This is a genomic window from Streptococcus sp. HMSC071D03, assembly GCF_001812125.1.
Classification (GTDB): domain Bacteria; phylum Bacillota; class Bacilli; order Lactobacillales; family Streptococcaceae; genus Streptococcus; species Streptococcus pseudopneumoniae_N.
Window position 1 is genome coordinate 1 of the sequence record NZ_KV807709.1, and the last position, 13240, is coordinate 13240.

General features: G+C 39.5%; 16 protein-coding genes and 1 pseudogene. 14 read left to right on the forward strand and 3 right to left on the reverse strand.

Annotation, left to right across the window (positions count from 1 at the left end; genetic code table 11):
- Positions 1 to 212: 212 nt before the first annotated feature.
- Positions 213 to 782 (reverse strand): MptD family putative ECF transporter S component, encoded by a 570-nt coding sequence (locus HMPREF2837_RS01560; protein ID WP_049548746.1) that lies wholly within the window; start codon positions 780 to 782, stop codon positions 213 to 215.
- Positions 783 to 913: 131 nt separating this feature from the next.
- On the opposite strand from HMPREF2837_RS01560, the gene HMPREF2837_RS01565 reads away from it, so the two are divergent.
- The 14 genes and pseudogenes from HMPREF2837_RS01565 (at position 914) to HMPREF2837_RS01630 (ending at position 11189) form a co-directional block, all read left to right on the forward strand.
- A complete protein-coding gene (locus HMPREF2837_RS01565; protein WP_049548747.1) occupies positions 914 to 1765 on the forward strand; it encodes an Rgg/GadR/MutR family transcriptional regulator in 852 nt (283 codons plus the stop codon).
- Positions 1766 to 1952: 187 nt separating this feature from the next.
- Positions 1953 to 3200, forward strand: a complete 1248-nt coding sequence (locus HMPREF2837_RS01570; protein ID WP_049548748.1) for an MFS transporter — start codon at positions 1953 to 1955, stop codon at positions 3198 to 3200.
- Positions 3201 to 3280: 80 nt separating this feature from the next.
- Positions 3281 to 4561 (forward strand): histidine--tRNA ligase, encoded by a 1281-nt coding sequence (gene hisS / locus HMPREF2837_RS01575; RefSeq protein ID WP_049548749.1) that lies wholly within the window; start codon positions 3281 to 3283, stop codon positions 4559 to 4561.
- Positions 4561 to 5028, forward strand: a pseudogene (locus HMPREF2837_RS11830) (hypothetical protein). Before hisS ends, HMPREF2837_RS11830 begins: the two are co-directional and overlap by 1 nt.
- Before the next feature lie 9 nt (positions 5029 to 5037).
- Positions 5038 to 5244, forward strand: coding sequence for a helix-turn-helix transcriptional regulator (locus HMPREF2837_RS01585; protein WP_049508780.1), 207 nt, complete (start codon positions 5038 to 5040; stop codon positions 5242 to 5244).
- Positions 5244 to 5432, forward strand: coding sequence for a hypothetical protein (locus HMPREF2837_RS01590; RefSeq protein WP_049508783.1), 189 nt, complete (start codon positions 5244 to 5246; stop codon positions 5430 to 5432). Before HMPREF2837_RS01585 ends, HMPREF2837_RS01590 begins: the two co-directional genes overlap by 1 nt.
- Complete coding sequence (locus HMPREF2837_RS11835) at positions 5419 to 5622, forward strand: hypothetical protein (protein WP_049508785.1); 204 nt, start codon at positions 5419 to 5421, stop codon at positions 5620 to 5622. The genes HMPREF2837_RS01590 and HMPREF2837_RS11835 overlap by 14 nt, the downstream gene beginning before the upstream one ends.
- A complete protein-coding gene (locus HMPREF2837_RS01600; protein WP_049508786.1) occupies positions 5619 to 5969 on the forward strand; it encodes a PspC domain-containing protein in 351 nt (116 codons plus the stop codon). The genes HMPREF2837_RS11835 and HMPREF2837_RS01600 overlap by 4 nt, the downstream gene beginning before the upstream one ends.
- Before the next feature lie 12 nt (positions 5970 to 5981).
- Positions 5982 to 6704, forward strand: a complete 723-nt coding sequence (locus HMPREF2837_RS01605) for a DUF3169 family protein (protein WP_049508788.1) — start codon at positions 5982 to 5984, stop codon at positions 6702 to 6704.
- Between the two features lie 55 nt (positions 6705 to 6759).
- Positions 6760 to 7473, forward strand: coding sequence for a DUF3169 family protein (locus HMPREF2837_RS01610; protein ID WP_239665532.1), 714 nt, complete (start codon positions 6760 to 6762; stop codon positions 7471 to 7473).
- A 9-nt stretch (positions 7474 to 7482) separates the two neighbouring features.
- Positions 7483 to 8124 (forward strand): CPBP family intramembrane glutamic endopeptidase, encoded by a 642-nt coding sequence (locus HMPREF2837_RS01615; RefSeq protein ID WP_049508791.1) that lies wholly within the window; start codon positions 7483 to 7485, stop codon positions 8122 to 8124.
- Between the two features lie 18 nt (positions 8125 to 8142).
- Entirely contained in the window at positions 8143 to 8358 is a 216-nt protein-coding gene (locus tag HMPREF2837_RS01620) for a hypothetical protein (RefSeq protein ID WP_049508793.1), read from the forward strand.
- Positions 8359 to 8506: 148 nt separating this feature from the next.
- Complete coding sequence (gene aspS, locus HMPREF2837_RS01625; RefSeq protein WP_049548750.1) at positions 8507 to 10270, forward strand: aspartate--tRNA ligase; 1764 nt, start codon at positions 8507 to 8509, stop codon at positions 10268 to 10270.
- Positions 10248 to 11189 carry a YitT family protein gene (locus HMPREF2837_RS01630; RefSeq protein ID WP_049548751.1) on the forward strand — a complete coding sequence of 314 codons (942 nt, stop codon included), beginning with the start codon at positions 10248 to 10250 and terminating at the stop codon, positions 11187 to 11189. Before aspS ends, HMPREF2837_RS01630 begins: the two co-directional genes overlap by 23 nt.
- Before the next feature lie 148 nt (positions 11190 to 11337).
- Here the strand turns inward: HMPREF2837_RS01630 and HMPREF2837_RS01635 are convergent, their stop codons facing one another.
- Entirely contained in the window at positions 11338 to 12324 is a 987-nt protein-coding gene (locus tag HMPREF2837_RS01635; protein WP_049548752.1) for a LacI family DNA-binding transcriptional regulator, read from the reverse strand.
- Positions 12325 to 12333: 9 nt separating this feature from the next.
- A complete protein-coding gene (locus tag HMPREF2837_RS01640; RefSeq protein ID WP_049548753.1) occupies positions 12334 to 13134 on the reverse strand; it encodes a DUF1189 domain-containing protein in 801 nt (266 codons plus the stop codon).
- Positions 13135 to 13240: the final 106 nt, after the last annotated feature.

Here is a 13240-nt window from a genome sequence, read left to right on the forward strand (position 1 = left end):
TTTTTACGAAAATCTATTGAATATGCCATAAGAAAATTATACCACATTGTGTACTATTTTTGGGTCATTTTACTATACTAGAGAAAATAAAAAAACTCTTAAAAATAGCATTATATCTGCATTTCTAAGAGTTTTCAAGATGTAGTAACCAAGCTCCTTTAATTACCGAAAGGGTTTGTCTACCTTCTTAGAGCTTAGTAGCTCTTTTTTTATCACATTTTATCTGCAAATTTTTTACTAAGTTTTTGTCCGATCAAGGCGCCAAGTAAAGCACCGATGAGGACACTTGCTACAAAGAGAAGAATGGTAGCAGGGTTAGGTGCTACCATGATACGGTCGATATAGTTCTGAGATTTTCCACGGGCGACTAGAGTTGCGATATAGGCTTGAGGGGTCAACCACATGAGTAGAATGGGACCAGTAGTACCAAAAGCAAAAACTAGGAAGGAAAGAAGGTTCTTGACCTTATCTTTGTAGTGGCCTAGGTGAGCGATGCCATCTGCTGCAAGACCGCAGATAATTCCTGGCAGAAAGGCTCCAGCACCATGCTTGCTCCCGAGGAAAAAGAGAGAAATCACAAGCCCAATCGTTGTAATCGCTCCAAAACGAGGCACTTTTGCTAAAAGGATCATATAGACGCTACCACCCACAAGGGCAGAAAAGGCAGGGGCGTAAAACATATTTCCAGTGTGGTCGACAAGGTTCCCTAGTAGAACCCCCACTCCGATACAGAGAAAGTAGACAAGAGCAGCTACAAGGGTTGTCAAGATATTCTTTTTCATAAGTTCTCCTTCGTATATCTGATGTTATTCATTGTATCATGCCTGTGGCAGATTGTAAATGCTGGCTTGGAACTAGTATTTATTAGGAAATGTGGTAAAATAGGAAAAAATAAAAGACGAGTGGTAAGAGGATGAAGAATTTAGGAAAAGTTTTTAAAGAGTTAAGGGAGTCCAGAAAAATCTCCTTGAGAAAAGCAACAGGTGGACGCTTTTCAGCATCCTTATTGTCGCGTTTTGAAAATGGTCAGAGTGAAATATCTGCTCCAAAGTTAATCACAGCTTTGGAGAATATTCATGCGAGTATGGAAGAATTGTTATTTTTGGCGAGAGGTTTTCATCAGGATGCCTATTCTGAATTTAGAAATAGAATATTTGAGGCTATCGATCCACAAGATTTAATATCTTTGCGCACTCTCTATCAGAGAGAATACCAACAACTTCCTTTTTCAAAGGATAAACAACAACACACTCTCAATGCTATTTTGATAAAATCCTATATGAAAGCCATTGATGAGACGGTTACATTGACCTTTGAGGAAGAAAGAGTCCTACATGATTATCTATTTTCTGTTGAAATTTGGGGGCTCTATGAACTTTCGTTCTTTTCTTCCTGCTCTCCTCTTTTATCAGTCCAGCTTTTAACAAAGTATACTCGGGAAATGTTGTGGAAGTCAGATTTCTTGCAAGGAGTTGGGAAAAATCGGAATATGATGCACACCTTGCTCCTCAATGGTTTTATGGCCTGTATTGAAGTTGATGATTTTACAAATGCCCTCTATTTCAAAAAACAAATTGAAAAGAACTTCTTTGAAGAAAATGAAACCTATTTTCGAATAGTCTACCTATGGGCAGAAGGTTTGCTTGATAGTAAGCAAGGAAGAGTGGAGGAAGGACAGAGAAAGATGGAGGACGCTGTCCGTATTTTTGAAATGATTGGTTGTAGCAAATCTGCAGACTATTATAGAAGTGCCAGGGAGTGTTGAATATTTGCAACTGGATAAATTAAATTGAAACGATAGGACTGTGAAGATACTTATTAGTAGTAGAAAATTCTAGCGTTTTCGTTATTCGTTTAATCTGTTGCATATATTCAAAAAATATTCTCAAGGGCTTCTTGATGCTATACTAGAACTACCATAAAAGTAGAATGTGAGAAAGAAAGGAATCTATATGAAACTATTACTAAGAAATCAAGCATACAGAGTTTTGAGCTTATCACGATTTTTCAATGCTTTTGGTGCTTCCATTTTTAATTTGGTATTTGTGGTCTATGCCTCGACTTTGCCAGAGGCTTCTGTTGCCGTTGCTATGGCGAATGTTGTGATGATGCTTCCAACTCTTTTTACAGTTTTTGTGGGAATTCGGGCAGATTATACCAAGGACAAGGTCAAATGGATGACCTATGTCGGTTTATTTCAGGCGGTTTTATTTTTTCTAGCAGCCCTAGTTGTTCAGCAAGCTAGTTTCTTTGCCTTTTCGACCCTTTGCCTCATCAATGTCCTTAGTGATGTAGCCAGTGATTTTGCTGGTGGCTTGCGAATGCCTCTCGTTAAAGAAAAGGTAGCAGAGTCAGATCTGATGGAGGCCTATTCCTTTTCTCAGTTTATTACCTACATCTCTGCGATTGGTGGCCAAGCTTTTGGAGTTTGGCTATTAGGGGTGTCAACACAGAACTTTTCGCTCGTAGCGGGAATCAATGCCATATTTTTCCTAGTGTCAGCTCTCATTCTCTTTTTAGGAAGGGCTGAATTAAGCTTATCAACTCCACTTGTTGATAGTAAATCACTGAAAAATGAGAAACTTTCTATCAAAGATCAATTTTTAACGATTTACCGAAACTTACGTCTCGTTTTTCTTAAAAGTGGACAGAAAAACTTTGGTTTTATGCTCTTTGCTATCTTGATTATCAATGCTTTGGGTGGTGCCTTAGGTGGTATCTATAACATCTTCCTTTTAAATCATTCCTTACTGAATTTTTCCTACAAGGATGCATTGTTTATCTTACAATTGATTACCTTATTAGCGGTTATCATCAGTAGCCTTACGGGCAATGATTATTTTGGGAAGCAATCTCTGCCTAGATTGATGATGTGGGTTACATTAGGAGCCAGTCTAGTTGGTCTATCTAATTTGTTAAACCAAGTCTTGCTCGGGATGCTTTTCGTCTTTTTTACCATGTATGTTTCTGGGAAAATTTCTCCAAAAATTAGTGCTCTGCTCATGAAAAATCTTGCTCCAGAGGTTCTCTCTCGTACTAGTAATTTTTTAGGTTTGTTGTTTACTCTATCTATACCAGTGGGGACGGCCTGTTTTTCACTGGTGGCAGTATGGGATATACAGTTAACATGGGCTCTGTTTGTTGGGCTTTCCTTGCTTGCGATTCTCCTAGCTAGTCTTAACCTCAAAAATGAAATTTAGGTGTTAGTCTTCTTTTCACACTGTCGCTATCCCTTCATTTATGGTAAAATAGGACTATTAAGTTAGAAAGAGGATTCCCTATGAAATTACAAAAACCAAAAGGAACGCAGGATATTTTACCTGCTGAGTCTGCCAAATGGCAGTACGTTGAAGGCTTTGCGCGTGAAATCTTCAAACGCTACAACTACGCAGAAGTACGTACCCCAATTTTTGAGCACTACGAAGTCATCAGTCGTTCTGTTGGAGACACAACGGATATCGTAACCAAGGAAATGTACGATTTTTACGACAAGGGAGATCGTCATATTACCCTCCGTCCAGAAGGAACTGCTCCAGTCGTTCGTTCTTATGTGGAAAACAAACTCTTCGCCCCAGAAGTGCAAAAGCCAAGCAAGTTCTACTACATGGGTCCAATGTTCCGCTATGAGCGCCCACAAGCAGGTCGGTTACGCCAATTCCACCAGATTGGTGTGGAGTGCTTTGGCTCTAGCAATCCAGCTACCGATGTAGAAACGATCGCTATGGCAGCCCACTTCTTGAAAGCAATCGGCATTCAAGGCATCAAACTACATCTCAACACTCTTGGAAATCCTGAGAGCCGTGCGGCCTATCGTCAAGCCTTGATTGACTACTTAACACCGCTCAAGGAGACCTTGTCTAAGGATAGCCAACGTCGTTTGGAGGAAAATCCTCTCCGTGTCTTGGACTCTAAGGAAAAAGAAGACAAGGTAGCTGTGGAGAATGCACCATCTATCTTGGATTACCTGGATGCAGAAAGCCAAGCTCACTTTGATGCTGTTCGTCAGATGTTGGAAAATCTCGGAGTAGCCTATATCATCGATACCAACATGGTGCGTGGTTTGGACTACTATAACCACACGATTTTTGAGTTTATCACAGAAATCGAGGGCAATGACTTGACCGTCTGTGCGGGTGGTCGCTATGATGGCTTAGTTGCCTATTTTGGTGGTCCTGAGACTGCTGGATTTGGTTTTGGACTTGGTGTAGAGCGCCTGCTTTTGGTCCTTGAAAAACAAGGTGTAGCACTTCCTATCGAAAACGCCCTAGATGTCTATATCGCAGTCTTGGGAGAAGGAGCAAATGTTAAGGCCTTGGAATTAGTACAGGCTCTTCGCCAACAAGGTTTCAAAGCAGAGCGTGATTACCTTAACCGCAAGCTTAAAGCTCAGTTTAAGTCAGCCGATGTCTTTGCGGCTAAGACTATCATCACTCTAGGAGAGAGTGAAGTCGAAAGCGGACAAGTGACAGTTAAGAATAACCAAACTCGAGAAGAAGTTCAAGTTTCGCTTGGTGCTATCAGTCAAAACTTCTCAGAAATCTTTGAAAAACTAGGATTTTAATAGCATATAAACTGGTCAGGATACTATTCCTGACCGTTTTCTTTTGCAAAATGACAAAAATCTTAAACTTTTTGACAAATATAATTGTCAAAAATAAAAAGATGTGTTACAATGAAATCAAGTTAAGAAAAGTATAGCAGAAAGGAACGATTATGTGGGCATTAGGATTTGTACCTCTTGTGTTTATGTTTTATCTCTATCATACCCAAAGGGTCAAGAAACTAGAGAATAAAATCAAAAGAATTGAGCAAAAACAGAAAGGAAATAAAGAAATGTCAAGATTATTAAAAGAATTGATTGGGAAAAAACCAACAATCTTTGGACAAGTTTTTGGGACAGACAATTGGGAAGTTGTAGATGTTGATGAGGAGTGGGTCAAGCTACGCCGTGTAAATAAAAAAGGAAAAGAAAAATTCAAACTACAACGCATTGAGGATATCCAAACCGTTGAATTTGACGGAAAGTAGGTGTGTGACATGCAACTAAAAAATCGTCTAAAAGAGCTTCGGGCTCGCGATGGCCTTAATCAAACTGAACTGGCCAAGCTAGCAGGGGTTTCCAGACAGACCATCAGCTTGCTTGAGCGAGATGAGTACACGCCATCCATCGTCATTGCCCTGAAGATTGCTCAGATATTCCATGAGCCAGTCGAGTCAGTCTTTCGCTTAGAGGAGGATGAGTGATGAACAAGTTTAAAGTGATTTATTACATGAGTGTTCTTGCCCTCATTGTGAATGCTTTCGCTATGATTGGAACATTACTGGGGTGGTTTTATTTTGATGAAAGTAAGTATTTGTTTTGGCTGAATTTAGCCCTCTTGTCCATCTTCAATCGGTTGAAGAAAAAGGAGAACAATGATGAACAAGTATAAAGCAATTTATTATCTATGTATAGTTGTATTTATCGTTAATCTTTTGGCCATGATTGGAACCCTATTTGGTTGGTTTACTATCGTTGAAAGTAAATACCTCTTCTGGATAAACTTAGTTCTACTATTGGTTTTTAGATGGGTAGAGAGAAAGATAAAGTTTAAAGAGATCGTAAAAGGAGAAAAATTATGAAAGAATTTTTAGCAGGTTTTCAAGTAGATACTGAGAACAAAGAACTTGCAGGTGTCTGTGCAGGTCTAGGAAATTATTTTAATGTCCAGATCAACGTCGTTCGTTTGGTGACAGTCTTGTTGTTTCTTTCTTCGACGGAGTTAGGGATTATAACAGTGGCCCTCTATGCTTATTTAGCAGGTTGGCTAGGTAAAGAGCCATTAGGAGATGGAGCGAAAAAAGCAAGAAACCAAGCTATTCTCTTATTTGTTGTTTGTTTGCTTTTGGTATCACTTGGAACAGAGGGCTTGACAGCAATTTATGAATCAGGTAAAGTCTTTGGTCAGTGGTTAGTTGGATTAGTTTAGAGGGGGATGAATATGAAAAAGAAACGAATTTTATACTTCTTAGCGATTGGTGTTTTAGGATATTTTACAGGTATGCTTGCAGGTCGTGCTTGGGCATTGGGCACAAGTTTTAATCTGAATACTCTAGTTCCTTGGATTTCAGCTTCCTGTTTATTGATAGCTTTGATTAGCATTTTTTTAACTATCTATTTCTTAAAAAAGAGTCGGAAATTCCATGCTTTATATCAAATGGAAATAGATGACGATGTGAATGAAACTTATTATGTACAAATGTATCGAAATCTCGAGTTTGGTACGATTGCTTTTAACATTGTGTCAGTTATGACTATATTAGCTTTATTCATCTCTATGAATGAAGTGGTGATACTCCGTACAAGTTTTATCGTTCTAGGACTTTCTGTTCCAGCTCTTATTTTAGCTGCAGTACTTCAAAAATATCTTTTCAAGACGATTTCGATTCTTCGTCAGTTTGATTTGGCATTTTTCTCTATTCCAAAGGATGTGCTAGATTATGTAAATTCTTACGATGAAGGAGAACGACAAGCTAATTTGGAACAGAGTTTTCGAATTTTATTTCAATTAAACCAATATGTTTTACCAGGTTTGTATATTTTGATTGATATCGTTTCTGTACTTACGGGAGAAATTCAGTTATTAGGTCTTTTAGCTGTAGCTATAATCCATATTTATATCAATATAATGCAGATACCTATGGTGAAACGTTATTTTAAATAGAAAAGATCACTGAAACTATTTAAGGTTATTGGCTAGTTTAGATAGAGGTCAGAAAATGAAAAATAATCGTAAATGGTTGAGAGTAGTAGTGTGTATGTTAAGTGCTTTTGTAGGAGCCTTTGCTTACACTCTTAGAGGTATAGCTGAACAGATTCAAATGTCACAAGTCTTACACACTGTTTATGGATTCGCTCTCGTTATTGGAGGAATTTCCTTCATCTTAGCCATGTATTATCTTGGCAAAAGTCGTGCAGTTTATACTCTTTATCAAAGGGTGGCAGAGGAAGAAGATAGTGATCAGACCTATGTAAGAGCCTATCGTTACTTAGATTATGGTTCGGTTTCTTCAAATGTTTTGATGATAGCAATGATGATCAGTGGGATCATACTGATTTCTCCGATATTTAAGAATACCTTGCTAATTCTTCCTGCTCTTATTCTATTATGCTTATACATTATTGTTGCCAATTACTTGTTGCGAACTATTTTTATCGTTCGACACTATAAACTGTCTGTTTATTACACTCCAAAAGATATTTTAGCATATCTTAACAGTTATGATGAGGGAGAAAAGCAGGCAGAGATGGAAAGTGCCTTTTTAACTATGTTTAGGCTGGATCAAATTATACTGCCCGCACTCTATATTTTATTGATAGTATTATCAGTTATTTTACGAGAAATACAATTGGTCGCCTTAGTTCTTTTGATTATCATCCATCTTTATATAACTATCGCACAATTAAGAAAAACAAAACGTTATTTTAAATAGGAGTCTTTTATGAAAATACTTAAAAACATTGGCTGGTTTGTTCTAGCTTTCTTATCATTTTTGTTTATCTACGGTTTTATTCAGGCTTTACCTCTGATTGCTCTTGGTTCAGGTGCACCTATAGTCGGTGTTCTTCCGCTTTATATTTTATTGGCAGGAGCTTTTACCTTCTTAACATACAAGTGGTATAAGACAGGAACTGTTACGATAGAAAAAACGGGCCTTAACAAATACATCTGGTTGCCTGCCTTGGTATGGGTCCTTATCATTGTTGTACAAACTTTCTTACCAAATGATCCATCTGTCAGTCAACAGACGGCAGAACAATTGACTCATAATCAACCTCTCTTCTCTTTCTTCATGATTGTTGTCTTTGCACCCCTGACAGAAGAGTTGACCTTTAGAGGTCTGTTAGCTCGTTATGTCTTCCCTCAGCAGGATAACGTCAAGCAGACAGTACTCTTTCTTCTTGTAAGTAGTATCATTTTTGCACTTGTTCATTTCCCTGGCACTCCACAACAATTCCTAGTTTATGCTTCACTTGGTTGTAGTTTGGGATTGGCCTATGTGAATAAAGGAGGGCTTTCCTACAGTATAGGATTACATGCCTTGAACAATTTAATTTCATTTGTGATGATAATGATGCTATAATAGACTCAGGAGGAAGTCATGAAACGAGTGATATTATTAGCAGTGATTCAGGCAGTTGTTCTCTTCTTCATTATTGGAGGGCTTGCCTATGCTTTTAAAGGGGATTTCTTTTATAACTATCTAGCAGTTATCTTTGCACCAATTGCAGGTATTATGCGATTTGCGACAGCCTATGCAACGGAGATTGTTCTCCCTAAAAAGGCTGCAGAGATTGCTGAAAAGCGAAAAAAATAAAGAAATACCAAGTAAAATAAGATCCAGCGAATGACTTTGCTGGATTTTTTCATTTATAGCAGGATTCTTCTCAACTTTTCTGATGATTTTCATGAAGAGCCTGCGCTTTTATGGTAAAATAGTAACAGAATAAAAGAGGAGATAAAACATGAAACGTAGTATGTATGCTGGTCGTGTTCGTGAGGAACACATCGGACAAGAAATTACCTTGAAAGGTTGGGTTGCCCGTCGTCGTGACCTTGGTGGTTTGATCTTTATCGATCTTCGTGACCGTGAAGGGATCATGCAGTTGGTTATCAACCCAGAAAAAGTATCTGCAGAAGTTATGGCAACGGCTGAAAGCCTTCGTAGTGAGTTTGTCATTGAGGTTACTGGGCATGTTGTAGCACGTGAGCAAGCCAATGATAAGTTGGCGACTGGAGCGGTTGAGCTGAATGTAACAGCTCTTACTGTGCTTAATACAGCCAAAACAACACCATTTGAGATTAAGGATGGGATTGAGGCAAATGACGATACACGTCTACGTTACCGTTACCTTGACCTTCGTCGTCCAGAAATGTTGGAAAATCTTAAACTTCGTGCCAAGGTAACACATTCTATACGCAACTACTTGGATGAGTTGGAATTTATCGATGTGGAAACGCCATTCCTTTCTAAGTCAACACCAGAAGGGGCGCGTGACTATTTGGTGCCATCACGTGTTAATAAAGGGCATTTTTATGCTCTTCCTCAAAGTCCGCAGATTACCAAACAGTTGTTGATGAATGCGGGATTTGACCGTTACTACCAAATCGTCAAATGTTTCCGCGATGAAGACTTGCGTGGAGACCGTCAGCCTGAATTTACTCAGGTCGACTTGGAAACTTCATTCCTAACTGAGCAAGAAATCCAAGACATCACAGAAGGCTTGATTGCGCGCGTGATGAAGGAAACAAAAGGGATTGAAGTAACGCTGCCATTCCCTCGTATGAAGTATGATGATGCCATGGCCCTTTATGGTTCTGACAAACCTGATACTCGTTTTGAGATGTTGCTTCAAGACTTGACAGCTCTTGTCAAGGGTGTTGATTTCAAAGTCTTCTCAGAAGCACCTGCTGTTAAAGCCATTGTAGTTAAAGGTGCAGCAGACAACTACTCTCGTAAAGATATTGACAAGATGACAGAGGTAGCCAAACAGTATGGGGCTAAAGGTCTTGCTTGGGTCAAGGTAGTTGATGGAGAATTAAATGGACCAGTTTCGAAATTCTTGACTGGTATCCAAGCAAACTTGACAACAGCGCTTGGTCTTGAAGATAAAGACTTGGTTCTCTTTGTTGCTGATACGCTTGAAGTAGCTAATGCAACACTTGGAGCCCTTCGTGGACGTATTGCTAAAGAATTAGGCTTGATTGATCAGGATAAATTTAACTTCCTTTGGGTTGTTGACTGGCCAATGTTTGAATGGTCTGAAGAAGAAGGCCGTTATATGAGCGCCCACCATCCATTTACCCTTCCTCAAGCAGAAACTACTCATGAGCTTGAAGGTGATTTAGCTAAGGTCCGTGCCATTGCCTATGATATCGTCCTAAACGGTTATGAACTTGGTGGCGGTAGCCTTCGTATCAACCAAAAAGAACTGCAAGAACGTATGTTCAAAGCTCTTGGTTTCTCAGCCGAAGAAGCAAATGACCAGTTTGGTTTCCTTTTGGAAGCTATGGACTATGGCTTCCCACCACACGGTGGCTTGGCGATCGGGCTTGACCGCTTTGTCATGTTGCTCGCTGGAGAAGAAAATATCCGTGAAGTCATTGCCTTTCCTAAGAACAACAAGGCCAGCGACCCAATGACCCAAGCACCATCAACAGTAGCTCTTAAACAATTAGAGGAACTCAATCTACAAGTAGAACAAGATGAAACAAACGAAACTAACTAAAAAGTGGCACTATTATTTGCGCCGCTTTGCTTATCGGGTGAAGATTTTACGTGTTTTGCAAAGTATCTCCCGAGAAAAATACGATGAAAAAATTTCAGCTTCTCTAGTATATGGTTTTCTATCAGCAGTAGCTGTCAATTTTTTCTTCCAACCAGGACATGTTTATTCAAGTGGAGCAACAGGTTTGGCTCAGATCATTTCTGCGCTTAGTAATCACTGGTTTGGCTTTTACTTCCCAATTTCAGTAGCATTTTACGCCATCAACATCCCACTGATGATCTTGGCCTGGTACCAAATTGGACATAAGTTTACGATTTTTACCTTTATCACGGTATCCATGAGCTCGCTCTTTATCCAGTTTGTGCCAGTGGTGGTCTTGACAGAGGATCCAATCATCAATGCCCTTTTTGGGGGAGTCGTCATGGGACTGGGAATCGGCTTTGCTTTACGCCATAACATCTCCAGTGGTGGAACAGATATTGTCAGTCTGACTATTCGCAAGAAGACAGGTCGTAACGTTGGAAGCATCTCTTTCTTGGTGAACGGGACAATCATGCTGATTGCAGGTTTGACCTTTGGCTGGAAATATGCCCTTTATTCCATGATTACCATCTTTGTCTCCAGTCGTGTGACAGATGCAGTTTTCACTAAACAAAAACGGATGCAGGCGACGATTGTGACCAATAATCCTGATGCAGTGATTGAAAAAATCCACCATAAATTACATCGTGGAGCGACCATCATTCATGATGCGGAAGGGACCTATAACCACGAGCGTAAGGCGGTTTTGATTACGGTTATCACTCGCGCAGAATTCAATGATTTTAAACTGATTATGAAACAAGTGGATCCGACGGCCTTTGTTTCTGTTTCGGAAAATGTCCATATCCTCGGACGATTTGTCGAAGTCGAAAACTAAAATTTTTCATGACAACTTTAAATTCCATTAGTGTTTTCTTGCACTAGCTTACCGACTAACTTTGTTAGTTTGCTTGCTGATAATCATTTATAATAACGAATAGAACGAAAAACCCAACTCTGGAACACATTGTCAGAGTTGGGCTTTTTTATTTTTCAACGATTTTGTGGGCAATCAACTGGCGGTAACAAATTTGTTTGTTGTTTTTAGCATCATTGATGATCTGGAGAATAGTTTCAAAGGAAACACGACCAAGCTCCAAACTATTGATATCGACATAGGCCGCCAAGTTGAGCTTGGGATTGACTGAGTCGAAGCTGAGGACAGGGACATCCAGTTGGTGTTTTGCAATGTAATCACAGACCCCTGCAGCAAGGAGACTATCAATGGTAATAATAGCGTCAATATTTGGATTGTGTTTGAAGAGAAGTCTACTAAAGCGATAACCATTATCTTCAAGAAATTCAGTAGCAAAGTAAGTCAGATTAGTATCGAGAGGAAGTTGGTGTTGTTTTAGAGCTAGCTCGTAACCTGTCAGACGGTCTAGTGTTACGAAGAGTCGCTTAGTACCTCCGATAAAGGCAATTCGCTTGCATCCTTTTTTGATGAAATACTCTGTCGCATCAAAACCAGCTTGGACATTGTCATTATCGACAAGTGGAATGAAGGGAGATAGAGATTTACCTAAGATAAGGAAAGGAAATTGCTCGTCTGCTACTAACTTAACCAAAGGATCCTCTTCTTGGGCATAGAGGAAAATCAAACCGTCTACACGCTTACCATAGACCATCTGGGAAATAGCTTTAAGACGCTCTTTGGCATCTTTACCTGTCGCAATCTGAATGGCGTAGTGGTTTTCAGAGGCGACTTGGGCGATGCCACGGAGGACAGATGGGAAGAAAGGATTTTGATAGAAGGCATCTGAGTCGTCAGGAAGGACCAAGCCAATAACTTGGGTATAACTGCTTACCAAGCTACGAGCGTTGAGGTTAGGATGGTAGTTGAGTTCCTTCATAGCCTTTCGAACTCGTTTTTTCGTTTCGTCGCTAATGGTTGATTTGTTTTGAATCACACGTGTTACGGTTGAAGGTGAGACACCTGCAGCCTTGGCCACGTCTTTAATTGTCACGGGCATAATAATCTCCTACTTATGGTAGTCTGGATCACGGAAATGTGTTTTGTAAAAGATAGTGACCAGATATAGAACAAAGAAAATATTTTGAACGGTAATCAAGGTTGACATATTTTGGCCGAAGAGACCTAAAATCATGGCAATCACGGTTGGTAATCCTAAACAGTTCAAGATGAAATGATAGCACTCTTTGTAGCTTTTAAATGAAAAGAGACGCGATTTTTTCGTGAAGTAAAGCAAGAGGCTAGCACCTAAAGCAACAATAAAAAAATTAAGTCCAAAGAGGAAGCTAGAACCTAGCACAAGAAAGAGACTAATATAGACGCGATTCTGTTGATACCAGTCTTTAGAAATGGCTTGTGTTAAGCTTTCCTTGCTTTGGAAGCTCTCAGTCGTTATCGCGTGATAGCGAATGCCGGTCAATTCTTTTCCTTGCTTGCTGATGATGAGTTTCTCAGGTTCAAAGTTCAGAAGTAATTCCTCAGGGAAGTTTGAACTAGAAGGGTCTCCGATTTGGATAGAGACTTGATGAGGGGTTGAACCAGTGTAGCTCAGCTTACCATCTACAATCTTTGCATTGGCAGCCAAATCCTGAACCACACTATTCGTCAAAGGAGTGTAGACATCATCGATGAAAGTTTCTAAAGGATAAGTTTCCTGAGAACTGTTCTGGATGGCAATAGGGACCATAGACAAGCTAATCAGGAAAATACTGGTAAAAATCAGTTGGAACCAGTTGAGACCAAAACGTTGAGATAGGGGCTTACGGAATCCCCAGATACTATTAAAATAAGAAAATGGATATGGCAACATAATTCTCTTTCTAAGGCATTTCTCTATATGAGTATTATATAGAGAAATGTGTTTAATTTCAAGTGGGGCAGCTACAATGCTGGTTGAAAGTAGGCTTTTGATTTAA